Source organism: Patiriisocius sp. Uisw_017 (assembly GCF_047731265.1).
Lineage (GTDB): Bacteria > Bacteroidota > Bacteroidia > Flavobacteriales > Flavobacteriaceae > Patiriisocius.
Genome location: NZ_CP159835.1, coordinates 2,123,194 through 2,143,287, shown reverse-complemented (window position 1 = coordinate 2,143,287; position 20,094 = coordinate 2,123,194). Strand labels below are relative to the sequence as shown.

Here is a 20,094-nt window from a genome sequence, read left to right as displayed (position 1 = left end):
TTTATCTTTTAAAATTATACACCAATCCCAAACCATACCCTGGCCCCTGAAATACATTGCGACCAACTACAACATAAGAAACAGCGAGGTAAGCGCCCCATTTTGAAGAAAAAGGCTTATAAAAAGTACCTCCCAATTTATGAAAATCTACTTCAAGCTCTCTAAAGTTTTGTGGAGATGGTGTCCCTAAATAATCGATACCCATTTCAGAATTTTGATATTCATAAAACACATCAAAATATAAATTGCTAGTGGCTTTACCCATTTTTAAACCTACTGGTATTGCATTGGGCACTTCTTCAAGTTTATAATAATATCCCACTTGAAGCGTAGAAAACCAACCATAATTATTTTGATAATGGGCTAAAAGTTTTGCGCCAATTGTTGTCGCTTGTTGCCCTATATCATTGAGTCCACCTATATCATAATCTGTGAGTGGTGTGGAAAAACCTAAAACGCCCCCAAAGCTTAATTCACCTTCAGAAAGTGCGCGCTTAAAAATCCTATATTTTAATAGTAGTGCAATATCTTGAAAATTACTATTCTCATTACTGCTTAAAAATGGAATTGAAATATTTACATCTAGAGCGTCTGTTATTCCGTAGGATCCAAACAAGTTACCATAATACAAAGACCTACTTATATCTGTTCTAGTGGACCCCGAAAAGTAGTTCTTAGTGTCTTCAAACCCTGCTCCCAAGACCAAGGCACCGTCTCCTTTGGCCTTAAAAAATCCGTCTATAGAAATTTGTGAGCTGGCATTTTTAATGCTTAAAAGTGCTAGAATAAGCAAAATATATTTCGTGCGCATATTTATATACAGGAATAAAATCTTATGAATTATTTTTCATTGAAAATATGCTCTGTTCTAATTTATGATTACTCCCTAACCAATGGCATCGTAGAACAACGAAGTAATCCCCCTTGTTTAGCAATTTCTGAATAAGCAACTTCCTCAACAGTAAAACCCTCCGAGCGCAACCATTCATTGAGTCTAGTAAAATTTTTCTCGGAAATTACCACTTCCGGAGAAATAGAAAAAACGTTACTAAACATTCTTGACATTTCATCTGTGGTGACTTGAAAACAATTTTCTTTTCCGAAAAAATTCAACAACCATTCATATTCTTCTTCTTCCAAAAAACTCTCCTTATGAATAATTGCCTTGCCTTTACCCAATGGTTGGAAACAACAATCGAGATGTAATGCATTTTCTTTTGCGATGGTATTGGATTTCCGAAGATTAAATGATTTAATCTTCTTGTGAGGGAAAAGTTGCTCTATAGCATCAACAGCTTCCATATTGGTTCGAGCTGTTATATAGTCTGAATAATCACCCCCACGATAGGTACCTATAAAAACATACTCACCCCAAGGCACCACATCACCGCCTTCGATGTGGCAGGTATCAGGAAGAATAATTCTAAATGACTTCTCTACATGGCTCCAAACGTGCTCCGTAGCTTCTACTTCATTTTCACGGTCTGGGAGAATATTTGCTATAATAATTTTGTCCTCAATTACGAAGGAAATATCCCTTGCGAAAATCTGATTATAATTGTCGATCGTATGTGGTCGAAATACTCGCACCCCATATTTTTCAAAAATTTTGGCGACTCCCTCCATTTCAGCCACCATATCTTCTTCTGTGGGATAAGTTCCTGCAATGATATGCTCAGCCGATTTAGGGTCGTAAGAGTCTTCTAATTTTGGTATTGGGCCATTGCTCTTCGCAGTTCCAAGAATGACTGCCTTAAGTGAAGAAATTTCATCGATAACATATAGTTTAACCATTTGGCAAATATAATATAAAACCCTTTATTCTATTTGACTTCGCTTAGAACTAATATTAACAAAGCATTGTTTTAAAAACACCGTCTAATAAAAAAGCACCCAATAGATAGGTGCTTTTTTATTATAATACGGAGCTAGTTTTATCTATCTCCTATTTGTTTAAACGCTCTTTGCGTTTCTCCAATATAGACCTGTCTTGGGCGGCCAATTGGCTCTTTGCGTTGGCGCATTTCTTTCCATTGTGCAATCCAACCTGGTAATCTACCCAAAGCAAACATTGGGGTAAACATCTCTACAGGAATCCCTAATGCTCTGTAAATAATCCCTGAGTAAAAATCTACATTTGGATATAATTTTCTATCCACAAAATACTGATCTTCTAAGGCTTCCTTTTCAAGACCTTTTGCAATGTTTAATACTGGATCATCTATTCCTAGAGAATCTAATACATCATCAGCTGCTACTTTAATTATTTTAGCACGGGGATCAAAGTTTTTATAAACACGGTGTCCAAAGCCCATTAATCTAAATGGATCCTCCTTGTCCTTGGCTTTAGCCATATATTTTTTTGTGTCACCATCATCTTCTTTAATAGCTTCAAGCATTTCGATTACGGCTTGATTTGCACCGCCATGTAAAGGACCCCATAAAGCACTAATACCTGCTGAGATACTTACAAATAAACCTGCGTGGGACGAACCAACGATACGGACCGTTGATGTAGAACAATTTTGCTCATGGTCTGCATGAAGAATTAACAATTTATCAATTGCATTTACAATTTTCTTATCTACGGAGTATTCGTCATTAGGCCTATGGAACATCATTTTATGAAAATTCTCTACATACCCTAATGAGTTATCGCCATAGTCTAATGGCAACCCAGCTCTCTTTCTATGGGCCCAAGCAGTCAACACTGGAAACTTACCCATTATTTTTACAATAGCACGGTACATCTCTTCTTCGCTATCTACATTTACCGTATTAGGGTTAAAAGCAACCAATGCTGAAGTTAAGCAAGATAAAACACCCATGGGATGGGCTGCTTTAGGAAAACCATCTAAAATTTTCTTTACATCTTCATCTACGTGAGATTCTGCTTTAATATCACTGTGAAATTTTTCTAATTCGGCCGCTGTTGGTAGCTCTCCAAATATCAACAAATACGCTACTTCAAGAAAATCTGCTTTTTCAGCTAACTCTTCGATAGAATACCCGCGATAACGCAAAATCCCTTCTTCTCCATTTAAGAAAGTAATAGCGCTTTCACAAGAACCCGTGTTTTTATATCCAGGATCAATGGTAGTTACTCCACCAGTTACTCCTCGAAGTGTTTTAATATCTATTGCAATTTCATTTTCAGTACCTGTAATTAATGGCAATTCATATTTTTTACCATCAATTTCTAGTGTAGCAGTTTCGGACATATTATTATAATAATTTATAGTTTATTTTCAGTTTAGGCTGAATCGCTAAATTACATAATATAGGTCACAATTTTTAACAATTTCCTGTTTGCCTTGGTTAAATAAAACTTAAAGTATCCATTAGAATTATTTATACAAAAATGAGGTTAAACATCAAACGATGCATATTAGATTTTAAACGCGTTCTTGCCTGGAAAATAAGCTACCTTATCTAATTGTTCCTCAATACGCAATAGCTGGTTGTATTTTGCCATACGATCACTACGAGATGCAGACCCTGTTTTAATTTGCCCACAGTTGAGTGCTACTGCAAGATCTGCGATTGTAGTATCTTCTGTTTCACCACTTCTATGCGACATTACTGAAGTGTATCCTGCATTGTGTGCCATATTTACTGCGGATATTGTTTCAGTCAAAGTACCAATTTGGTTTACTTTTATAAGTATCGAATTGGCAATATTCTCCTTAATTCCACGAGATAAACGCGCTACATTGGTTACAAATAGATCATCACCCACCAATTGTACTTTATCACCAATTCTTTCGGTTAGGTATTTCCAACCTTCCCAATCATTCTCATCCATTCCATCTTCAATAGAGATGATTGGATAATTTTCAGAAAGTTCAGCCAAGTAATCTGCTTGTTCTTTACTCGTTCTTATTTTTCCGGTGTCACCTTCGAATTTTGAATAGTCGTACTTTCCATTCACATAAAACTCTGCAGCGGCACAATCAAGTGCAATCATGATTTGTTTTCCGAACGAATAACCCGCATTTTCTACTGCTTTTTTAATAGTATCTAATGCATCCTCTGTACCATCTAAAGTTGGAGCAAAACCACCTTCATCTCCTACTGCAGTACTTAGATTGCGATCGTGCAATACTTTTTTAAGTTGGTGAAAAATTTCAGTCCCCATTTTCATAGCTTCCGTAAAAGTCTTTGCCTCCACTGGCATCACCATAAATTCTTGAAATGCGATAGGAGCATCACTATGAGAACCTCCATTGATTATGTTCATCATAGGAACTGGAAGTGTATTTGCACTCACCCCACCCACGTATCGATATAAAGGCAATCCCAATTCATTCGCAGCAGCTCTAGCACAAGCAAGAGAAACACCAAGAATTGCATTTGCCCCTAGTTTTGACTTATTTGGAGTTCCATCTAAATTGATCATAATACGGTCAATCTCTGATTGTTCAAAAACAGACTCGCCCATTAAGGCACCTGCAATTTTATCATTTACGTTTTCAACCGCTTTTGAAACACCTTTACCCATATAATCGCTACCACCATCGCGCAACTCCACTGCTTCGTGTTCTCCAGTAGATGCACCAGAAGGGACAGCTGCACGACCCATAAAGCCATTTTCAGTTACAACCTCTACTTCTATTGTTGGGTTTCCTCTTGAATCAAAAATTTGTCTTGCGTGAATGTCTATTATGGTGCTCATGATATTGTATGATTTAATTAGATACGCTTATACATAGCGTATCTGGTTAGTTTAGATTATACCTGCTCTACAAAATCACTTAGTAACTTTGCATTATTTATGTAATAAAACCCCACAGGCCTAAAACCTGAATGGTTAAGAGTTATTCAGTTTTTGTTATTTTTAATATTCTCCAAAAATTGGTCAAATAGATATTTAGCATCGTGTGGCCCCGGGCTTGCTTCTGGGTGATATTGAACGGAAAACGCCGGGGTGTCTTTTATTTTGATTCCAGCCGCAGTTTGGTCATTGAGATGTAGGTGTGTTATTTCTACATTATCGTGCGCTTCTGCTTGTTCTCTATTGATAGCAAAACCGTGATTTTGAGAAGTGATTTCCCCTTTTCCTGTAACAAGGTTTAAAATTGGGTGATTGATACCTCTATGACCATGGTGCATTTTATAGGTTGATATCCCATTTGCCAATGCCAACACTTGATGTCCAAGACAAATCCCAAACAATGGCGTATTTGTTTTCAAAATCTCCTTTGTTGTTTCGATTGCAGAAGTCAATGGCTCAGGATCACCCGGACCGTTTGACAAGAAATACCCATTGGGTTTAAAAGATTCTAAATCTTGGAAAGTGGCGTCATAAGGATATACCTTTATATAACAATCCCTTTCTGCCAAATTACGAAGAATGTTCTTTTTTATACCAATGTCTAAGGCCGAAATTTTATAGGTCGCATTCTCGTCTCCAAAAAAATAAGGCTCTTTCGTTGATACTTTACTCGCCAATTCAAGCCCCTTCATGTCTGGAACTTCAGCTAACCTCTTCTTTAATTCTTCAATATTTTCTACCTCTGTAGATATCACCGCATTCATAGCGCCGTTATCCCTAATATAATTAACCAATGCTCTAGTATCAACATCGCTGATAGCTAAAAGGTTGTTCTTATCTAAGAAAGATTCTAAAGAGTCATCTGCAGCGTCGCGAGAATAATGATAGCTAAAATTACGGCAAATTAGACCCGCTATTTTAATACTGTCTGACTCCACTTCATCATCATTTACGCCGTAGTTACCGATGTGTGCATTGGTGGTAACCATAAGTTGCCCATAATAGGAAGGATCAGTAAAAATCTCTTGATATCCTGTCATTCCAGTATTAAAGCATACTTCACCGTAAGACGATCCCGTTTTGCCTCCAACAGCCTTTCCGTGAAAAATGGTACCATCGGCCAATAAGATTAATGCTGGTTTTCGAGTTTGGTATTTCATATTGTAAATCTATTTGTCAAAAATACTTTAAATGATTGTTTTTTAAAAATTCAGTTTTTAATAGTTTTAAACAACGCTAATTCTAAAATCAACAAGGCATAAAAAAAGGGATAAACAAATATTGTTTATCCCTTTATATCTATTGCAGATAAATCATTTATTCTTCTTTTGTTTCTTTTGTTTCTTCTGCTTCTTCTGCTTCTTTAGTCTCTACGATTGGAGCAGCTACATCTGCAGTTCCACCACGGCGACTACGGCGTGTTGTCTTTGTTTTCTTAACTTTACCTGGGTTATAGATTTCGTTATAATCAACTAATTCTATCATTGCCATATCAGCATTATCACCTAAACGATTTCCTAGCTTGATGATCCGTGTGTATCCCCCTGGTCGGTCTCCAACCTTTACAGCTACATCTCTAAAAAGTTCAATTACCGCATCTTTTTGACGCAACCTAGCCATCACAATTCTACGATTGTGCGTTGTGTCATCCTTTGATTTAGTAATCATAGGCTCAACAAACTTTTGTACGGCCTTAGCTTTTGCAACTGTTGTATTGATTCTTTTGTGCTCAATCAATGAACAAGCCATATTTGCTAACATAGCTTTTCTATGCGCAGTTTTTCTTCCTAAATGATTTACCTTTTTTCCGTGTCTCATGACAATTGATTTATCATCTTGCTACCATACCAGCCTTAGACTGGGAGCAAAATATGATTATTAAAATATTTAATCTTTATCTAATTTATATTTTGAAAGGTCCATACCGAAGTTAAGACTCTTAACATTTACGAGCTCTTCCAACTCTGTTAATGATTTTTTACCGAAGTTTCTAAACTTCATTAAATCATTCTTATTAAACGAAACTAAATCCCCTAGAGTATCTACTTCAGCAGCTTTTAAACAATTTAAAGCACGCACTGAAAGGTCCATATCTACTAACTTAGTTTTCAATAACTGACGCATATGTAATGATTCCTCATCATACGTTTCAGTTTGAGCAATTTCATCAGCTTCTAATGTAATGCGCTCATCACTAAATAACATAAAGTGATGAATTAATGTTTTTGCAGCTTCCGTTAAAGCCTCCTTAGGATGAATTGAACCATCCGTCTGGATTTCAAAAACTAGCTTCTCATAATCAGTCTTCTGCTCCACACGAAAATTTTCAATGCTATACTTAACATTTTTGATTGGTGTGTAAATAGAATCTGTAAAAATAGTTCCTAAAGGTGCATTTGCTTTTTTGTTCTCTTCAGCTGGGACATAACCTCTACCTTTTTCGATAGTGAGCTCCATATTCATCGTTACTTTAGCATCCATATTACAGATAACTAAATCTGGATTCAATACTTGAAACCCCGAGATGTATTTTTGAAAATCTCCCGCAGTTAAAGTATCACTACCATTAACAGCAATTGTTACCGTTTCATTATCAATCTCATCGATTTGACGCTTAAAACGCACTTGCTTCAGGTTTAATATAATTTCGGTAACATCTTCTACGACACCTGCGATTGTTGAAAACTCATGATCAACACCTTCAACTCTTATTGAAGTAATTGCAAATCCCTCTAATGAAGAAAGTAGTACTCTTCTTAATGCGTTACCTATCGTCAATCCATACCCCGGCTCTAAAGGACGAAATTCAAATTTCCCCTCAAAATCAGTTGAATTGATCATGATAACTTTATCAGGCTTCTGAAAATTAAATACTGCCATAATTGACTCGTGTGTTTTATTATTTAGAATATAATTCGACGATAAACTGTACGTTTATGTTTTCTGGAATCTGGATAAGTTGCGGAATTGAAACGTATGTTCCTTCCTTCTTTTCAGAATTCCAAGTAATCCACTCGTAAACATCTCTTGAATTAGAAAGTGAAGCCTCGATAGCCTCTAAAGATTTAGATTTTTCTCTAACCGCAACAACATCACCAGGATTTAACTGATACGACGGTATGTTTACTTTTTCACCATTAACAGTAATGTGTCGGTGAGAAACTAATTGTCTTGCACCAGGACGACTTGAAGAGATCCCCATACGATATACTACATTGTCAAGACGTGACTCCGCAAGTTGAAGCAAATTCTCACCAGTAATACCAGGAGCAGCAGTCGCTTTCTTAAACATATTTCTAAATTGACGCTCTAATATACCATAAGTATATTTTGCCTTTTGCTTTTCAGCCAATTGGATTGCGTATTCAGATTTCTTTCCACGACGGCGGTTATTACCGTGTTGTCCTGGAGGATAATTTCTCTTTTCGAAGGATTTGTCTTCTCCGTAGATCGCCTCGCCGAATTTACGAGCGATTTTAGTTTTTGGACCAGTATATCTTGCCATTTTAAATTGATTTTGAAGGGAAACTAAATTAAGGTCTTACGTTAATCCTCTAGTTTCTTTTATTTTTCAGATTGATACTTATTATTTACAATTTAAGACACCCCAGGGCATCTTGAATATTTTTCTATTAGCGCCTGCGAAGATACTAATAAAATAAAGAGTGCCACCACATTGTGGCGACCCTCTTTTATGTTTTAAACTCTACGTCTTTTCGCTGGACGACAGCCGTTATGCGGCATTGGAGTTACATCAATAATCTCAGTAACTTCGATACCCGCATTGTGGATACTTCTAATCGCAGATTCTCTACCATTTCCTGGACCCTTAACGTATGCCTTACATTTACGCATTCCTGCCTCATGTGCTATTTTCGCACAATCTTCAGATGCCAATTGTGCCGCGTAAGGGGTGTTTTTCTTAGATCCTCTAAAGCCCATTTTACCGGCAGATGACCAAGAGATAACATCTCCTCCTTTATTTGTCAACGAAATAATGATATTATTGAAAGATGCAGTAATGTGTGCTTCACCTACAGACTCAACAATAACTTTACGTTTTTTCGTAGTTTTTGCTTTTGGATTTGCTTTTGCCATATCTAGGTATTATTTAGTTGCTTTTTTCTTGTTAGCAACAGTTTTACGTTTTCCTTTTCTCGTACGAGAGTTATTCTTAGTGCGTTGTCCTCTTAACGGAAGACCTGCTCTGTGACGAATACCTCTGTAACATCCAATATCCATCAATCGCTTGATACTCAATTGAACTTCAGAACGTAATTCACCTTCGATTTTGAAAGACCCAACAGCATCACGAATAGCACCGATTTCTTCATCGTTCCATTCACTTACTTTTTTGTCTTCGTTAACTCCAGCTTTTGCTAATATAGCTTGGGCACGGCTTCTACCAATACCAAAGATATATGTTAACGCGATTACACCCCTTTTTTGTTTTGGGATATCTACACCTGCGATTCTTGCCATAACTTATCCTTGTCTTTGTTTGAACCTAGGGTTCTTTTTATTAATTACATATAATCTGCCTTTTCTGCGAACAATCTTGCAGTCGACACTTCTTTTCTTAACTGATGCTCTAACTTTCATAATTAGTTATTTCGAAATACGTTATAGGGATTTAGATCCATTTAATCTGAATACTAATTTCTAAATTCGTAATCCTGAATTTATTAGTATCTGTATGTTATACGAGCCTTTGTTAAATCGTAAGGACTCATTTCTAATTTCACTTTATCTCCAGGTAGTAATTTAATGTAGTGCATACGCATTTTACCTGAAATATGCGCAGTCACAATATGACCATTTTCCAACTCAACTCTAAACATTGCATTAGATAATGCTTCTACAATGCTACCGTCTTGTTCTATTGCGGGTTGTTTTGCCATTCTTTATTCTAAATTATTATTATTAATACGAACCAACTCTTTCAATAGTCATACCAATAATTACACTCGTCAATTTTTTATTATGCTACTGCTTTTCTATTCTTCCCACTCTTCATTAACCCATCATAATGACGATTTAATAAATAAGAGTTTATTTGTTGCATTGTATCTATTGCTACCCCTACCATAATTAAAAGTGATGTACCGCCAAAAAACAATGCCCATCCTTGTTGTATTCCTAAAAACTTCACCACAATGGCTGGAAATATTGCAATCATAGCCAAGAATATTGAACCCGGCAAAGTAATTTGTGACATAATTCTGTCCAAAAATTCTGCCGTATCTGTTCCTGGTTTAATACCTGGAACAAAACCTCCACTGCGTTTAAGGTCGTCTGCCATTTTGTTAGTAGGGACTGTAATCGCTGTATAAAAATAAGTAAACACAATAATCAACAGCGCAAAAGTTACGTTATACCAAAATCCAAAGATATCACTATAATTAACTTGCATCCATTGTCCAACACTTGAGTCTTTCATAAAGCTAACACCTCCAAGAAAACTCGGGACAAACATAATTGCTTGAGCAAAGATAATTGGCATTACTCCAGATGCGTTCAATTTTAATGGGATAAACTGTCTTGCTCCAAAAATATTTTTCTCATATTCTCCAGTTGCCGTTCGCCTTGCATATTGCACTGGTATTTTCCGCACCGCCATGACAAGCAATACTGAGAGCAAAATTATCACAAACCAGATCACCATTTCAATAAGGATCATAATCATACCACCATTAGACTCATAAACTCTAGAAACAAACTCTTGAGCGAATGACAACGGAAGTGTAGCAATGATACCAACCATAATCAATATAGATATACCATTACCAATACCCTTATCAGTAATCTTCTCCCCTAACCACATTGCAAACACACAACCTGTTACTAATATTATTGTTGAAGAAACAAAGAACATCGGTGTCTTACCAAGTATAAAAGCCGCCGAAGGAACTCCTAACGCTTCTAAACCAAATAAATAACTCGGCGCCTGAATCAAACAAATACCAATAGTTAACCATCTGGTAATTTGGTTTATTTTCTTACGACCGCTTTCACCTTCCTTCTGTAACTTTTGAAGGTAAGGCACCGCAATTTGCATTAACTGAACCACAATCGAAGCAGAGATATAAGGCATAATACCCAATGCAAATACAGATGCATTGGCGAATGCACCACCAGTAAAAGCGTTCAATAAACCACCAATTCCACCAGCATCAAAATTTCCAGAGAATTCTGCTAATTTAGAAGCATCAATTCCAGGCAGCACAACCTGCGCACCGAAACGATACACGAGAAGCAAACCCAACGTTACCAAAATACGGTTCCGCAGTTCTTCTATATTCCAAACATTTTTTAAGGTCTCAATAAATTTCATCCTTATCTGGGGTATTATAATGTTACTACTTCACCACCAACAGCTTCAACAGCTTTTTGGGCAGATCCAGTAAATTTATGGGCAGAAACTTTTAATTTTGCTTTTAACTCACCTCTTCCTAAAATCTTCACCATCTCGTTTTTACCAGCAAGTCCTAGACCTACCAACACATCAAAATCAACTGTATCTTTTATCTTTTTTTCGTCTACTAACTGTTGTAGCGTATCAAGATTGATTCCCTGATATTCCTTACGATTAATGTTAGTAAAACCAAACTTAGGAACACGACGCTGTAATGGCATTTGCCCACCTTCAAATCCTAATTTCTTAGAATAACCAGATCGAGACTTCGCACCATTATGGCCACGACCAGCTGTTCCAGCTTTTCCTGAACCTTGTCCACGACCTATTCGTTTTCCTTGTCTTTTGACTGAACCTTCTGCAGGTTTTAAGTTACTTAAATCCATTGCTTTTTATCTTAAACAGTTTCAATTGAAACTAAATGTTGTACTTTATTTACCATACCAAGAATATTTGGCGTGTTTTCATGCTCTACAGTCTGTCCTATTTTCTTAAGACCTAATGCCTGAAGCGTTCTCTTTTGGTTCTGAGTACGATTTATTGCACTTTTCACCTTTGTAACTTTAATCTTTGCCATTTCAGTTCTGGTTTATCCTTTAAACAATTTTTCCATTGAAATACCACGTTGCTTAGCAACAGTCTGGGCACTTCTCATTTGTAATAAAGCATCAAATGTTGCTTTAACTACATTATGCGGGTTAGATGAACCTTGTGACTTTGAAAGCACATCGTGAACTCCAACTGCCTCTAATACGGCACGCACAGCTCCACCAGCAATAACCCCTGTACCAGCAGCTGCAGGTAAAAGATTAACACGCGCTCCACCATACTTACCTTTTTGTTCGTGAGGCAAGGTTGCTTTGTTCAACGGGATACGAACTAGGTTTTTCTTAGCATCTTCAATAGCTTTAGCAATTGCACTAGCTACATCTTTTGATTTTCCTAAACCTTGTCCTACAACACCGTTTTCATCACCGACAACAACAATTGCAGAAAAACCGAAAGCTCTACCACCTTTTGTTACCTTAGTTACCCGTTGTACACCTACCAAACGATCCTTTAAATCGAGTCCACTTGGCTTTACTAATTCTACGTTTTTATAATCTTGATACATAATACTTAGAATTTTAGGCCACCTTCACGCGCACCTTCTGCTAATGATTTAACTCTTCCGTGATATAGGTAACCGCCTCTATCAAAAGAAATGGTTTCGACACCTGCCTTTTGCGCTTTTTCAGCGATCGATTTCCCTACTAATTTTGCTGCTTCAACTTTACTTGCTTTTGAAACATCGATATCTTTATCTCTTGAAGATGCTGCCGTGATAGTTTTACCAGTTACATCGTCAATTACTTGAGCATAAATTTCTTTATTACTTCTAAAAACTGCTAAACGCGGGCGTTGTTCAGTTCCCGAAATCGTCTTACGTATTCTAAAACGCAATCTATTTCTTCTGTCTTCTTTTGATAGTGCCATAGCGTTATAATTTATGCAGATTTACCTGCTTTTCTTCTTAATTGTTCACCTACAAACTTCACACCTTTTCCTTTGTAAGGTTCTGGTCTACGGAATCCGCGAATCTTCGCAGCTACCTGACCAACTAATTGTTTGTCAAATGATGTTAATTTTATGATTGGATTTTTTCCTTTTTCTGAAACCGTTTCCACTTTTACCTCTGGAGCAATATTCAAAACAATATTGTGTGAAAATCCTAATGCTAATTCTAGTTTTTGACCTTGACTGCTTGCTCTGTAACCTACACCAACAAGTTCTAAATCCTTGGACCATCCTTTTGTAACACCTTCAATCATATTATGAATCAAAGATCTGTATAATCCATGTTTCGCTCTATGATCTTTATGATCTGTACTTCTTTCAACAACCACTTGGCCGTCTTCCATCTTAATGGTAACATCAGAGTATTCTTGTTTAAGCTCTCCTAATTTTCCTTTAACTGTAACAACGTTGTCTTTAATATCGACTGTTACTTCCGCAGGAACTGTCACCGGGTTTTTTCCTATTCTTGACATTTCTTTTAGTCTTTAAAGATTAGTATACGTAACATAAAACTTCACCACCCACATTTTGTGATTGTGCTTGCCTACCTGTCATTACTCCTGCTGAAGTAGAAACAATAGCAATCCCTAATCCGTTAAGGATTCTCGGCATATCGCCTGAACTTGCATATTTACGTAAACCTGGTGTACTTATTCTTTGAATTTTCTTGATTACTGGATCCTTCGTTAACTTATCATATTTTAAAGCGATCTTAATTACACCTTGGTGTCCTTTATCATCTTCAAATTTATAGCTCAGGACAAATCCTTGATCAAAAAGAATCTTAGTGATTTCCTTTTTTAGATTGGACGAAGGAATTTCAACAACTCTATGTCCCGCCTTAACGGCGTTTCTAACTCTCGTTAGGTAATCTGCGATTACATCTGTATTCATTTCTATTAAGTTTCGGATGTGGTTTTCCTCGTTATTTTAGAACCTTCACCCCATTTATAATTAAACTGTATTAAACTCTTGTAATTACCAAGAAGCCTTTCGTACACCTGGGATCAAACCTTGGTTAGCCATTTCACGGAATGTTACACGTGAAATACCGAAAGTTCTCATATATCCTTTAGGTCTTCCTGTTAATTTACAACGGTTGTGTAAACGAACTGGTGATGCATTCTTTGGTAATTTCTGAAGTCCTTCCCAATCTCCTGCTTCTTTTAAAGCTTTGCGCTTGGCAGCATACTTCTTTACCGTTGCCTGTCTTTTAACCTCGCGGGCTTTCATTGATTCTTTAGCCATCTCTTAGTTCTTTTTAAAAGGTAAACCTAGTTCGGTTAATAATGATTTTGCTTCTTTATCTGTTCCGGCAGAAGTCACAAATGTGATATTCATACCTTCAATTTTCTTAACTTTATCGATATCGATTTCAGGAAAAATAATCTGCTCAGTAACTCCTAATGAATAGTTACCCCTACCGTCAAAACCAGTTGCTTTGATACCGTTGAAATCACGAACACGTGGTAACGATGAAGTAACTAATCTATCAAGAAATTCATACATACGCTCACCTCTTAACGTAACCATAGCCCCAATAGGCATACCTTTACGCAGCTTGAACGTTGCAACATCCTTTTTAGATATTGTAGAAACCGCTCTTTGGCCAGTAATCGTAGATATCTCCTCAACCGAGTAATCGATTAGTTTTTTATCGGCTACTGCAGCACCTACCCCTCGAGAAACTACTATTTTCTCTAGTTTAGGAACCTGCATTACATTTTTGTAACCAAATTCGTCTGTCAGAGCAATAACTACTCTGCCCTTGTATTCATCTTTAAGTCTTGGTGTATACTCCATAACTATATTGCTTGATCCGATTTTTTAGAAAATCGTACTTTCTTACCATCTTCCATTCTATATCCTACTCTTGTACCAGTTCCAGTTGTTGGATCTACTATCGATAGGTTTGAAATATGCATTAGGGCTTCTTTTTCAGTAATTCCACCTTGAGGGTTGGCCGCACTTGGCTTCTCATGTTTCTTTACCATATTCACTCCTTCTACAATTGCTTTGTTTTTCTCACGAACGATACGTAATATTTTACCCTCAGAACCCCTATGGTCTCCTGCAGTAACTACTACATTATCTCCCGATTTTAGTTTAAGCTTTCCCATGTTTACTTTTGCGTATTAAAGCACCTCTGGTGCCAATGATACTATTTTCATAAATTGCTTATCACGAAGCTCTCTTGCTACGGGCCCAAAAACACGTGTACCTCTCATTTCTCCTTGCGGATTTAACAATACACACGCATTATCATCGAAACGAATATAAGATCCATCTGGCCTTCTAACTTCTTTCTTGACACGCACAACAACGGCGGTTGAAACCGTTCCTTTTTTTACTGTTCCATTAGGAGTTGCATCCTTAACAGATACCACAATCTTATCGCCAATAGAAGCATATCTTCTTTTAGTTCCTCCTAACACACGAATGGTAAGTACTTCCTTAGCACCGGTATTGTCTGCGACTTTTAGTCTTGATTCTTGTTGTAACATAATTACTTCGCTCTTTCAATGATTTCTACTAATCTCCAACATTTGGTTTTACTCATAGGTCTTGTCTCCATGATCTTTACAGTATCGCCTTCGTTACAGTTATTTGTCTCGTCGTGTGCAACGTATTTTTTCGTTTTTAAAACGAACTTTCCGTACATAGGGTGTTTTACTTTTTTTACTTCTGCAACCACAATAGACTTATCCATTTTGCTACTAGTAACTACACCTACACGTTCTTTTCTTAGATTTCTCTTTAATTCTTCCATCTTTCAGCTTGGTACTTATTGTACTTTTCTTTTTGTTAGTTCTGTCGATATTCTGGCTACAGTTCTTCTGTGATTCCTTAGCTGAATAGGATTTTCTAACGGTGAAATGGTGTGAGCCATCTTAAAATCTGAATACACTTTTCTAGCTTCTGCAAATTTTTCTTGCAAATCTGCCGTCGATGTTTCTTTTATCTCTGATTGTTTCATCTGTCAAAAATTTTAAGCTTGAAAATCTCTTGATACCACAAACTTAGTTTTTACTGGAAGTTTTTGTGCCGCTAGGCGCAATGCTTCTTTTGCTGTTTCTAATGGCACTCCAGATATTTCAAATAAAACCCTACCAGGTTTTACTACAGCTGCCCAATATTCTACAGCTCCTTTTCCTTTACCCATACGAACCTCTAACGGTTTCTTCGTAATAGGCTTATCTGGAAAAATCATTATCCATATAGACCCTTCTCTTTTCATAAAGCGTGTTGCTGCAATACGAGCTGCCTCAATTTGGCGCGCTGTCAAGAAATTTGAATCTAAAGATTTTATACCGAACGTACCGTAAGAAAGTTGATTACCGCGTCCAGCATTACCCTTCATACGTCCTTTCTGTTGCTTACGGAACTTCGTTCTTTTAGGTTGTAACATTTTTTGTCTTCTTTAAAAAATTACTTTCTACGACGTGGCTTGTTGTTCCCACCTCGTCCTTGATTTCCGCCTTTTCCACCTTTTTTGTTACCCGTAGATAACCCAACCAATGGAGAAAGCTCTCTTTTACCATATACCTCACCTTTCATAATCCATACTTTAATACCCAATCTACCATAAGTAGTATGAGCCTCAACTAAAGCATAATCAATGTCAGCTCTAAAGGTTGATAAAGGAATACGACCATCTTTGTAAGACTCACTACGTGCCATTTCAGCACCATTAAGCCTCCCAGAAATCTGAACCTTAATACCCTCTGAATTCATTCTCATTGCAGCAGTGATCGCCATTTTTATTGCACGACGATATGAGATTCTATTCTCAATTTGTCTTGCAATACTAGCTCCCACCAAATTTGCATCCAGTTCAGGTCTTTTGATTTCGTGAATATTGATCTGTACTTCTTTACCAGTAATTTTTTTAAGCTCTTCTTTCAACTTGTCTACTTCCTGACCACCTTTCCCGATAATGATACCCGGACGAGCAGTAGTAATAGTAACGGTTACAAGTTTAAGCGTTCGCTCAATAATTACCCTAGACACACTAGCCTTACTTAAACGAGCGTGGATATATTTTCTAATCTTATCGTCCTCGGCAAGTTTGTCGCCGTAGTCGTTACCACCGTACCAGTTAGATTCCCATCCCCTGATTATACCTAGGCGATTTCCGATTGGATTTGTCTTCTGTCCCATTTATATATTAGCTTTGTGTGTTATCGTTTGCCGCCAAAATCATTGTAACATGATTTGAACGTTTTCTTATTCTGTGTGCACGACCTTGAGGTGCTGGACGAAGTCTTTTCAACATAGTTCCTCCGTCTACACGGATTTCCTTTACAAAAAGATCTGCCTCTTCAATTGAACCTTCTTCATTTTTCGCTTGCCAATTCGCCATTGCTGACAATAACAATTTCTCTAAACGTCGTGAAGACTCTTTTGCGCTAAACTTCAAAATATTAAGTGCTTTTTCTACTTTCTCACCACGAATCAAATCCGCCATTAAACGCATTTTCCTCGGTGATGTAGGGCAATTATTCAACTTGGCAAAATATTGTGTTTTTTTTGCTTCCTTGATTGCTTCTGCTCTTTCTCTTTTACGAACTCCCATGGCCTTTTATTTTTTACCTTTATTTTTGGCACCTGCGTGACCACGGAATGATCTTGTAGGTGAAAATTCTCCTAGTTTATGTCCTACCATATTCTCAGTTACGTATACAGGAACAAATTGTCTCCCATTATGTACTGCAATCGTCTGTCCAACAAAATCTGGCGTGATCATAGAGGCTCTAGACCACGTTTTAATCACAGTCTTCTTATTTGAAGCTACATTTTGCTCAACTTTCTTGTCCAATTTATAATGAACGTACGGTCCTTTTTTTAATGATCTTGCCATAGCTTATTTCTTTCTACGTTCGATTATATACTTGTTACTCTGCTTTGTTTTAGAACGGGTTCTAAATCCTTTAGCAGGAATACCGTTTCTTGATCTTGGGTGCCCACCAGAGGACTTCCCTTCACCACCACCCATTGGGTGATCAACAGGATTCATCACCACTGGTCTTGTACGCGGTCTTTTACCTAACCATCTTGATCTACCAGCCTTTCCTGAAACAAGTAATTGGTGATCACTATTGGATACAGCACCTATTGTTGCCATACAAGTTATCAAGATTAAACGCGTTTCTCCTGAAGGTAATTTTACCGTAGCAAACTTCCCATCACGTGCCATTAATTGTGCAAATGCACCAGCACTACGAGCTAGAACACCTCCTTGACCTGGACGCAATTCTATACAAGAAATAATTGTACCTAAAGGAATATTTCCCAAGGTCATCGCGTTTCCAATTTCAGGAGCCGTAGACTCCCCGGAAACGATATTTTGACCTACTTGAAGACCATTTTGAGCAATTACATAACGCTTTTCACCATCTTGGTAATTAAGCAATGCAATAAATGCCGTGCGGTTTGGATCATATTCTATCGACGCTACTGTCGCAGGAACACCCGCTCTGTCACGCTTAAAGTCGATAATTCTATATTTTTTCTTATGACCACCACCAATGTAGCGCATAGTCATTTTACCACTGTTGTTTCTACCACCAGACCTCTTGTTCGGAGCTAATAAACTTTTCTCCGGCTTATCAGTTGTTATGGCGTCAAAACCATTTACAACTCTAAAACGCTGACCTGGAGTGATAGGTTTTAATTTTCTTACTGACATTTTTGTCTTTTTAAATCCAAGGATTAGCCCTGAATGTTATTGTAAAAATCTATTGTATCACCTTCCGCCACCTGTACAATTGCTTTTTTAACAGCATTTGTTTTACCAGTTTGAATACCCGTTTTTGTGTAACGTGTACTTCTTTCAGGGCGGACATTTATTGTTCGAACTTTAATAACAGAAACGTCATAAGTGGCTTCCACCGCTTTTTTGATTTCTACCTTGTTCGCCTTTGGGCTCACTACAAACGCAAAGCGGTTTCTTAGTTCCGCGTCAGCCGTGGCTTTTTCCGTAATTATAGGTTTAATTAAGATACTCATCTTGTTTCTATTTACTTAAGTTTGACACAATTCCTTCCAAAGAACCTTCAAATAGCACTACACTATTTGCATTTAAAATCTTATAAGTACTTAAGGATGAATTGCTTATCACTTCTGTACCTTTTAAATTTCGAGAAGACAAATATACATTATTATTTGATTCACCCAACACGAACAAAGATTTTTTGTTTTCAAGACCCAAAGTCTTTAAAACGGAGGTAAAATTCTTCGTCTTAGCAGTATCAAAATTTAAGTCTTCAATTACAACGATGGCCTTATCATTTGCCTTCATTGTAAGGGCAGATTTACGAGCTAAACGCTTTAAGTTCTTATTCAATTTAAAGGAGTAATTTCTTGGTCTTGGACCAAACATTCTACCACCACCTCTAAATACACCAGACTTAATACTTCCCGCACGGGCAGTACCTGTTCCTTTTTGTTTCTTTATCTTTCTAGTAGATCCCGAAATCTCTGCACGTTCTTTTGACTTATGCGTTCCCTGACGTTGATTTGCCAAGTATTGCTTTACATCAAGATATACAGCATGATTATTAGGTTCGATACCAAACACATCCTTAGAAAGCTCAACCTTCCTACCTGTGTCTTTTCCGTTTATGTCTATTACAGCTACCTTCATTATTTCTGAATCGTTACATAAGCGTTTTTATGTCCAGGAACACATCCTTTCACTACCAGTAGATTCTTTTCAGCAACTACCTTTAAAACTCTTAAATTTTGAACTTTCACCTTTTCGTTCCCCATTTGACCAGCCATCTTCATTCCCTTGAATACTCTCGCAGGATAAGACGCTGCACCAATAGAACCTGGCGCTCTTAAACGATTATGTTGACCGTGGGTAGCTTGACCTACACCCGCAAAACCGTGACGTTTTACAACACCCTGAAAACCCTTACCTTTTGAAGTAGCTGCCACATCGACAAATTCTCCTTCGGCAAAATGGCCCACAGTAATTGTATCACCTAATTTGTACTCCGAATCAAAACCTTTGAATTCAGCAACTTTACGTTTCGCGACAGTACCTGCTTTTTTTGCGTGCCCTTGAGCAGCCTTATTTACAGCCTTTTTGTCATCGAAACCAAGTTGAAGCGCGGCATAGCCGTCTACTTCCTCAGTTCTGACTTGGGTAACAACACAGGGGCCACACTCAATAACGGTACACGGTAAATTTTTACCGTTCTCGTCAAAGATGCTGGTCATCCCTATCTTTCTTCCAATTAACCCAGACATATTTATTAAATTTAGAATTATGAATTCGAAATGCAGAAATCAGTTTCGGCACCTATCCTTCGCTTATTTTTGTTCACACAAAACGGGATCA

Annotated in this window: 33 protein-coding genes; all 33 read right to left on the bottom strand. The window is 37.3% G+C overall.

The genetic code is table 11. The annotated features are described in order from the left end of the window. Position 1: 1 nt before the first annotated feature. Entirely contained in the window at positions 2-811 is an 810-nt protein-coding gene (locus ABXT67_RS09830) for a transporter (protein ID WP_415373838.1), read from the bottom strand. Positions 812-879: 68 nt separating this feature from the next. Beyond that, positions 880-1,794, bottom strand: a complete 915-nt coding sequence (locus ABXT67_RS09825) for a dimethylarginine dimethylaminohydrolase family protein (RefSeq protein ID WP_415373837.1) — start codon at positions 1,792-1,794, stop codon at positions 880-882. A gap of 140 nt (positions 1,795-1,934) precedes the next feature. Further along, positions 1,935-3,221: a citrate synthase gene (locus tag ABXT67_RS09820; RefSeq protein ID WP_415373836.1), complete on the bottom strand. Its 1,287-nt coding sequence runs from the start codon at positions 3,219-3,221 to the stop codon at positions 1,935-1,937. 167 nt (positions 3,222-3,388) lie between these two features. After that, the gene (eno, locus tag ABXT67_RS09815; RefSeq protein WP_415373835.1) at positions 3,389-4,675 is read right to left on the bottom strand and encodes a phosphopyruvate hydratase; all 1,287 of its coding nucleotides are present in this window, start codon (positions 4,673-4,675) and stop codon (positions 3,389-3,391) included. 146 nt (positions 4,676-4,821) lie between these two features. Beyond that, positions 4,822-5,934, bottom strand: coding sequence for a glutamine-hydrolyzing carbamoyl-phosphate synthase small subunit (gene carA, locus ABXT67_RS09810; protein WP_415373834.1), 1,113 nt, complete (start codon positions 5,932-5,934; stop codon positions 4,822-4,824). Positions 5,935-6,091: 157 nt separating this feature from the next. After that, positions 6,092-6,592 carry a 50S ribosomal protein L17 gene (rplQ, locus tag ABXT67_RS09805; RefSeq protein WP_415373833.1) on the bottom strand — a complete coding sequence of 167 codons (501 nt, stop codon included), beginning with the start codon at positions 6,590-6,592 and terminating at the stop codon, positions 6,092-6,094. A gap of 69 nt (positions 6,593-6,661) precedes the next feature. Next, positions 6,662-7,654 (bottom strand): DNA-directed RNA polymerase subunit alpha, encoded by a 993-nt coding sequence (locus ABXT67_RS09800; RefSeq protein ID WP_415373832.1) that lies wholly within the window; start codon positions 7,652-7,654, stop codon positions 6,662-6,664. A 19-nt stretch (positions 7,655-7,673) separates the two neighbouring features. Next, complete coding sequence (gene rpsD, locus ABXT67_RS09795; RefSeq protein ID WP_415373831.1) at positions 7,674-8,279, bottom strand: 30S ribosomal protein S4; 606 nt, start codon at positions 8,277-8,279, stop codon at positions 7,674-7,676. A 194-nt stretch (positions 8,280-8,473) separates the two neighbouring features. Continuing rightward, on the bottom strand, positions 8,474-8,872 hold the full coding sequence (gene rpsK, locus ABXT67_RS09790; protein WP_415373830.1) for a 30S ribosomal protein S11: 399 nt from the start codon (positions 8,870-8,872) through the stop codon (positions 8,474-8,476). 9 nt (positions 8,873-8,881) lie between these two features. Beyond that, positions 8,882-9,256 (bottom strand): 30S ribosomal protein S13, encoded by a 375-nt coding sequence (gene rpsM, locus ABXT67_RS09785; protein ID WP_415373829.1) that lies wholly within the window; start codon positions 9,254-9,256, stop codon positions 8,882-8,884. Positions 9,257-9,259: 3 nt separating this feature from the next. Further along, positions 9,260-9,376, bottom strand: coding sequence for a type B 50S ribosomal protein L36 (gene ykgO, locus ABXT67_RS09780; protein ID WP_076732133.1), 117 nt, complete (start codon positions 9,374-9,376; stop codon positions 9,260-9,262). Between the two features lie 83 nt (positions 9,377-9,459). After that, on the bottom strand, positions 9,460-9,675 hold the full coding sequence (gene infA, locus ABXT67_RS09775; RefSeq protein ID WP_068589225.1) for a translation initiation factor IF-1: 216 nt from the start codon (positions 9,673-9,675) through the stop codon (positions 9,460-9,462). An 80-nt stretch (positions 9,676-9,755) separates the two neighbouring features. Next, the gene (secY, locus tag ABXT67_RS09770; protein WP_415373828.1) at positions 9,756-11,108 is read right to left on the bottom strand and encodes a preprotein translocase subunit SecY; all 1,353 of its coding nucleotides are present in this window, start codon (positions 11,106-11,108) and stop codon (positions 9,756-9,758) included. A 14-nt stretch (positions 11,109-11,122) separates the two neighbouring features. Next, the gene (gene rplO, locus ABXT67_RS09765; protein ID WP_415373827.1) at positions 11,123-11,575 is read right to left on the bottom strand and encodes a 50S ribosomal protein L15; all 453 of its coding nucleotides are present in this window, start codon (positions 11,573-11,575) and stop codon (positions 11,123-11,125) included. 11 nt (positions 11,576-11,586) lie between these two features. Next, the gene (rpmD, locus tag ABXT67_RS09760; RefSeq protein ID WP_415373826.1) at positions 11,587-11,766 is read right to left on the bottom strand and encodes a 50S ribosomal protein L30; all 180 of its coding nucleotides are present in this window, start codon (positions 11,764-11,766) and stop codon (positions 11,587-11,589) included. 12 nt (positions 11,767-11,778) lie between these two features. After that, the gene (gene rpsE, locus ABXT67_RS09755; protein WP_415373825.1) at positions 11,779-12,303 is read right to left on the bottom strand and encodes a 30S ribosomal protein S5; all 525 of its coding nucleotides are present in this window, start codon (positions 12,301-12,303) and stop codon (positions 11,779-11,781) included. A 5-nt stretch (positions 12,304-12,308) separates the two neighbouring features. After that, complete coding sequence (gene rplR / locus ABXT67_RS09750; RefSeq protein WP_415373824.1) at positions 12,309-12,665, bottom strand: 50S ribosomal protein L18; 357 nt, start codon at positions 12,663-12,665, stop codon at positions 12,309-12,311. A gap of 11 nt (positions 12,666-12,676) precedes the next feature. Next, on the bottom strand, positions 12,677-13,219 hold the full coding sequence (gene rplF, locus ABXT67_RS09745) for a 50S ribosomal protein L6 (RefSeq protein ID WP_415373823.1): 543 nt from the start codon (positions 13,217-13,219) through the stop codon (positions 12,677-12,679). Between the two features lie 19 nt (positions 13,220-13,238). After that, the gene (rpsH, locus tag ABXT67_RS09740) at positions 13,239-13,640 is read right to left on the bottom strand and encodes a 30S ribosomal protein S8 (RefSeq protein ID WP_415373822.1); all 402 of its coding nucleotides are present in this window, start codon (positions 13,638-13,640) and stop codon (positions 13,239-13,241) included. 84 nt (positions 13,641-13,724) lie between these two features. After that, a complete protein-coding gene (rpsN, locus tag ABXT67_RS09735) occupies positions 13,725-13,994 on the bottom strand; it encodes a 30S ribosomal protein S14 (protein ID WP_415373821.1) in 270 nt (89 codons plus the stop codon). A gap of 3 nt (positions 13,995-13,997) precedes the next feature. Beyond that, positions 13,998-14,549, bottom strand: a complete 552-nt coding sequence (gene rplE, locus ABXT67_RS09730; protein ID WP_415373820.1) for a 50S ribosomal protein L5 — start codon at positions 14,547-14,549, stop codon at positions 13,998-14,000. Positions 14,550-14,551: 2 nt separating this feature from the next. Next, positions 14,552-14,866, bottom strand: a complete 315-nt coding sequence (rplX, locus tag ABXT67_RS09725) for a 50S ribosomal protein L24 (RefSeq protein WP_415373819.1) — start codon at positions 14,864-14,866, stop codon at positions 14,552-14,554. Between the two features lie 15 nt (positions 14,867-14,881). Continuing rightward, positions 14,882-15,250: a 50S ribosomal protein L14 gene (rplN, locus tag ABXT67_RS09720; protein WP_415373818.1), complete on the bottom strand. Its 369-nt coding sequence runs from the start codon at positions 15,248-15,250 to the stop codon at positions 14,882-14,884. Positions 15,251-15,252: 2 nt separating this feature from the next. Next, positions 15,253-15,516 (bottom strand): 30S ribosomal protein S17, encoded by a 264-nt coding sequence (gene rpsQ / locus ABXT67_RS09715; protein ID WP_415373817.1) that lies wholly within the window; start codon positions 15,514-15,516, stop codon positions 15,253-15,255. 15 nt (positions 15,517-15,531) lie between these two features. After that, positions 15,532-15,723, bottom strand: coding sequence for a 50S ribosomal protein L29 (rpmC, locus tag ABXT67_RS09710; RefSeq protein ID WP_415373816.1), 192 nt, complete (start codon positions 15,721-15,723; stop codon positions 15,532-15,534). A 12-nt stretch (positions 15,724-15,735) separates the two neighbouring features. Next, entirely contained in the window at positions 15,736-16,155 is a 420-nt protein-coding gene (gene rplP, locus ABXT67_RS09705; protein WP_151675187.1) for a 50S ribosomal protein L16, read from the bottom strand. A 20-nt stretch (positions 16,156-16,175) separates the two neighbouring features. Beyond that, on the bottom strand, positions 16,176-16,907 hold the full coding sequence (gene rpsC / locus ABXT67_RS09700) for a 30S ribosomal protein S3 (RefSeq protein ID WP_415373815.1): 732 nt from the start codon (positions 16,905-16,907) through the stop codon (positions 16,176-16,178). Between the two features lie 7 nt (positions 16,908-16,914). Continuing rightward, positions 16,915-17,322, bottom strand: coding sequence for a 50S ribosomal protein L22 (gene rplV / locus ABXT67_RS09695; RefSeq protein WP_415373814.1), 408 nt, complete (start codon positions 17,320-17,322; stop codon positions 16,915-16,917). 6 nt (positions 17,323-17,328) lie between these two features. Continuing rightward, positions 17,329-17,607 carry a 30S ribosomal protein S19 gene (gene rpsS, locus ABXT67_RS09690; RefSeq protein ID WP_415373813.1) on the bottom strand — a complete coding sequence of 93 codons (279 nt, stop codon included), beginning with the start codon at positions 17,605-17,607 and terminating at the stop codon, positions 17,329-17,331. A 3-nt stretch (positions 17,608-17,610) separates the two neighbouring features. Further along, positions 17,611-18,435, bottom strand: a complete 825-nt coding sequence (gene rplB / locus ABXT67_RS09685) for a 50S ribosomal protein L2 (RefSeq protein ID WP_415373812.1) — start codon at positions 18,433-18,435, stop codon at positions 17,611-17,613. Between the two features lie 23 nt (positions 18,436-18,458). Then, positions 18,459-18,755 (bottom strand): 50S ribosomal protein L23, encoded by a 297-nt coding sequence (gene rplW / locus ABXT67_RS09680; RefSeq protein WP_415373811.1) that lies wholly within the window; start codon positions 18,753-18,755, stop codon positions 18,459-18,461. A 7-nt stretch (positions 18,756-18,762) separates the two neighbouring features. Then, the gene (gene rplD, locus ABXT67_RS09675; RefSeq protein WP_415373810.1) at positions 18,763-19,392 is read right to left on the bottom strand and encodes a 50S ribosomal protein L4; all 630 of its coding nucleotides are present in this window, start codon (positions 19,390-19,392) and stop codon (positions 18,763-18,765) included. Further along, the gene (gene rplC / locus ABXT67_RS09670) at positions 19,392-20,003 is read right to left on the bottom strand and encodes a 50S ribosomal protein L3 (protein WP_415373809.1); all 612 of its coding nucleotides are present in this window, start codon (positions 20,001-20,003) and stop codon (positions 19,392-19,394) included. Before rplC ends, rplD begins: the two co-directional genes overlap by 1 nt. Positions 20,004-20,094 lie beyond the last annotated feature (91 nt).

Bases quoted from the DNA above. Each gene is read 5' to 3' on its own strand.
- ABXT67_RS09830 (WP_415373838.1), bottom strand. From the start codon at position 811: ATGCGCACGAAATATATTTTGCTTATTCTAGCACTTTTAAGCATTAAA.
- ABXT67_RS09825 (WP_415373837.1), bottom strand. From the start codon at position 1,794: ATGGTTAAACTATATGTTATCGATGAAATTTCTTCACTTAAGGCAGTC.
- ABXT67_RS09820 (WP_415373836.1), bottom strand. From the start codon at position 3,221: ATGTCCGAAACTGCTACACTAGAAATTGATGGTAAAAAATATGAATTG.
- eno (WP_415373835.1), bottom strand. From the start codon at position 4,675: ATGAGCACCATAATAGACATTCACGCAAGACAAATTTTTGATTCAAGA.
- carA (WP_415373834.1), bottom strand. From the start codon at position 5,934: ATGAAATACCAAACTCGAAAACCAGCATTAATCTTATTGGCCGATGGT.
- rplQ (WP_415373833.1), bottom strand. From the start codon at position 6,592: ATGAGACACGGAAAAAAGGTAAATCATTTAGGAAGAAAAACTGCGCAT.
- ABXT67_RS09800 (WP_415373832.1), bottom strand. From the start codon at position 7,654: ATGGCAGTATTTAATTTTCAGAAGCCTGATAAAGTTATCATGATCAAT.
- rpsD (WP_415373831.1), bottom strand. From the start codon at position 8,279: ATGGCAAGATATACTGGTCCAAAAACTAAAATCGCTCGTAAATTCGGC.
- rpsK (WP_415373830.1), bottom strand. From the start codon at position 8,872: ATGGCAAAAGCAAATCCAAAAGCAAAAACTACGAAAAAACGTAAAGTT.
- rpsM (WP_415373829.1), bottom strand. From the start codon at position 9,256: ATGGCAAGAATCGCAGGTGTAGATATCCCAAAACAAAAAAGGGGTGTA.
- ykgO (WP_076732133.1), bottom strand. From the start codon at position 9,376: ATGAAAGTTAGAGCATCAGTTAAGAAAAGAAGTGTCGACTGCAAGATT.
- infA (WP_068589225.1), bottom strand. From the start codon at position 9,675: ATGGCAAAACAACCCGCAATAGAACAAGACGGTAGCATTGTAGAAGCA.
- secY (WP_415373828.1), bottom strand. From the start codon at position 11,108: ATGAAATTTATTGAGACCTTAAAAAATGTTTGGAATATAGAAGAACTG.
- rplO (WP_415373827.1), bottom strand. From the start codon at position 11,575: ATGGATTTAAGTAACTTAAAACCTGCAGAAGGTTCAGTCAAAAGACAA.
- rpmD (WP_415373826.1), bottom strand. From the start codon at position 11,766: ATGGCAAAGATTAAAGTTACAAAGGTGAAAAGTGCAATAAATCGTACT.
- rpsE (WP_415373825.1), bottom strand. From the start codon at position 12,303: ATGTATCAAGATTATAAAAACGTAGAATTAGTAAAGCCAAGTGGACTC.
- rplR (WP_415373824.1), bottom strand. From the start codon at position 12,665: ATGGCACTATCAAAAGAAGACAGAAGAAATAGATTGCGTTTTAGAATA.
- rplF (WP_415373823.1), bottom strand. From the start codon at position 13,219: ATGTCAAGAATAGGAAAAAACCCGGTGACAGTTCCTGCGGAAGTAACA.
- rpsH (WP_415373822.1), bottom strand. From the start codon at position 13,640: ATGAATACAGATGTAATCGCAGATTACCTAACGAGAGTTAGAAACGCC.
- rpsN (WP_415373821.1), bottom strand. From the start codon at position 13,994: ATGGCTAAAGAATCAATGAAAGCCCGCGAGGTTAAAAGACAGGCAACG.
- rplE (WP_415373820.1), bottom strand. From the start codon at position 14,549: ATGGAGTATACACCAAGACTTAAAGATGAATACAAGGGCAGAGTAGTT.
- rplX (WP_415373819.1), bottom strand. From the start codon at position 14,866: ATGGGAAAGCTTAAACTAAAATCGGGAGATAATGTAGTAGTTACTGCA.
- rplN (WP_415373818.1), bottom strand. From the start codon at position 15,250: ATGTTACAACAAGAATCAAGACTAAAAGTCGCAGACAATACCGGTGCT.
- rpsQ (WP_415373817.1), bottom strand. From the start codon at position 15,516: ATGGAAGAATTAAAGAGAAATCTAAGAAAAGAACGTGTAGGTGTAGTT.
- rpmC (WP_415373816.1), bottom strand. From the start codon at position 15,723: ATGAAACAATCAGAGATAAAAGAAACATCGACGGCAGATTTGCAAGAA.
- rplP (WP_151675187.1), bottom strand. From the start codon at position 16,155: ATGTTACAACCTAAAAGAACGAAGTTCCGTAAGCAACAGAAAGGACGT.
- rpsC (WP_415373815.1), bottom strand. From the start codon at position 16,907: ATGGGACAGAAGACAAATCCAATCGGAAATCGCCTAGGTATAATCAGG.
- rplV (WP_415373814.1), bottom strand. From the start codon at position 17,322: ATGGGAGTTCGTAAAAGAGAAAGAGCAGAAGCAATCAAGGAAGCAAAA.
- rpsS (WP_415373813.1), bottom strand. From the start codon at position 17,607: ATGGCAAGATCATTAAAAAAAGGACCGTACGTTCATTATAAATTGGAC.
- rplB (WP_415373812.1), bottom strand. From the start codon at position 18,435: ATGTCAGTAAGAAAATTAAAACCTATCACTCCAGGTCAGCGTTTTAGA.
- rplW (WP_415373811.1), bottom strand. From the start codon at position 18,755: ATGAGTATCTTAATTAAACCTATAATTACGGAAAAAGCCACGGCTGAC.
- rplD (WP_415373810.1), bottom strand. From the start codon at position 19,392: ATGAAGGTAGCTGTAATAGACATAAACGGAAAAGACACAGGTAGGAAG.
- rplC (WP_415373809.1), bottom strand. From the start codon at position 20,003: ATGTCTGGGTTAATTGGAAGAAAGATAGGGATGACCAGCATCTTTGAC.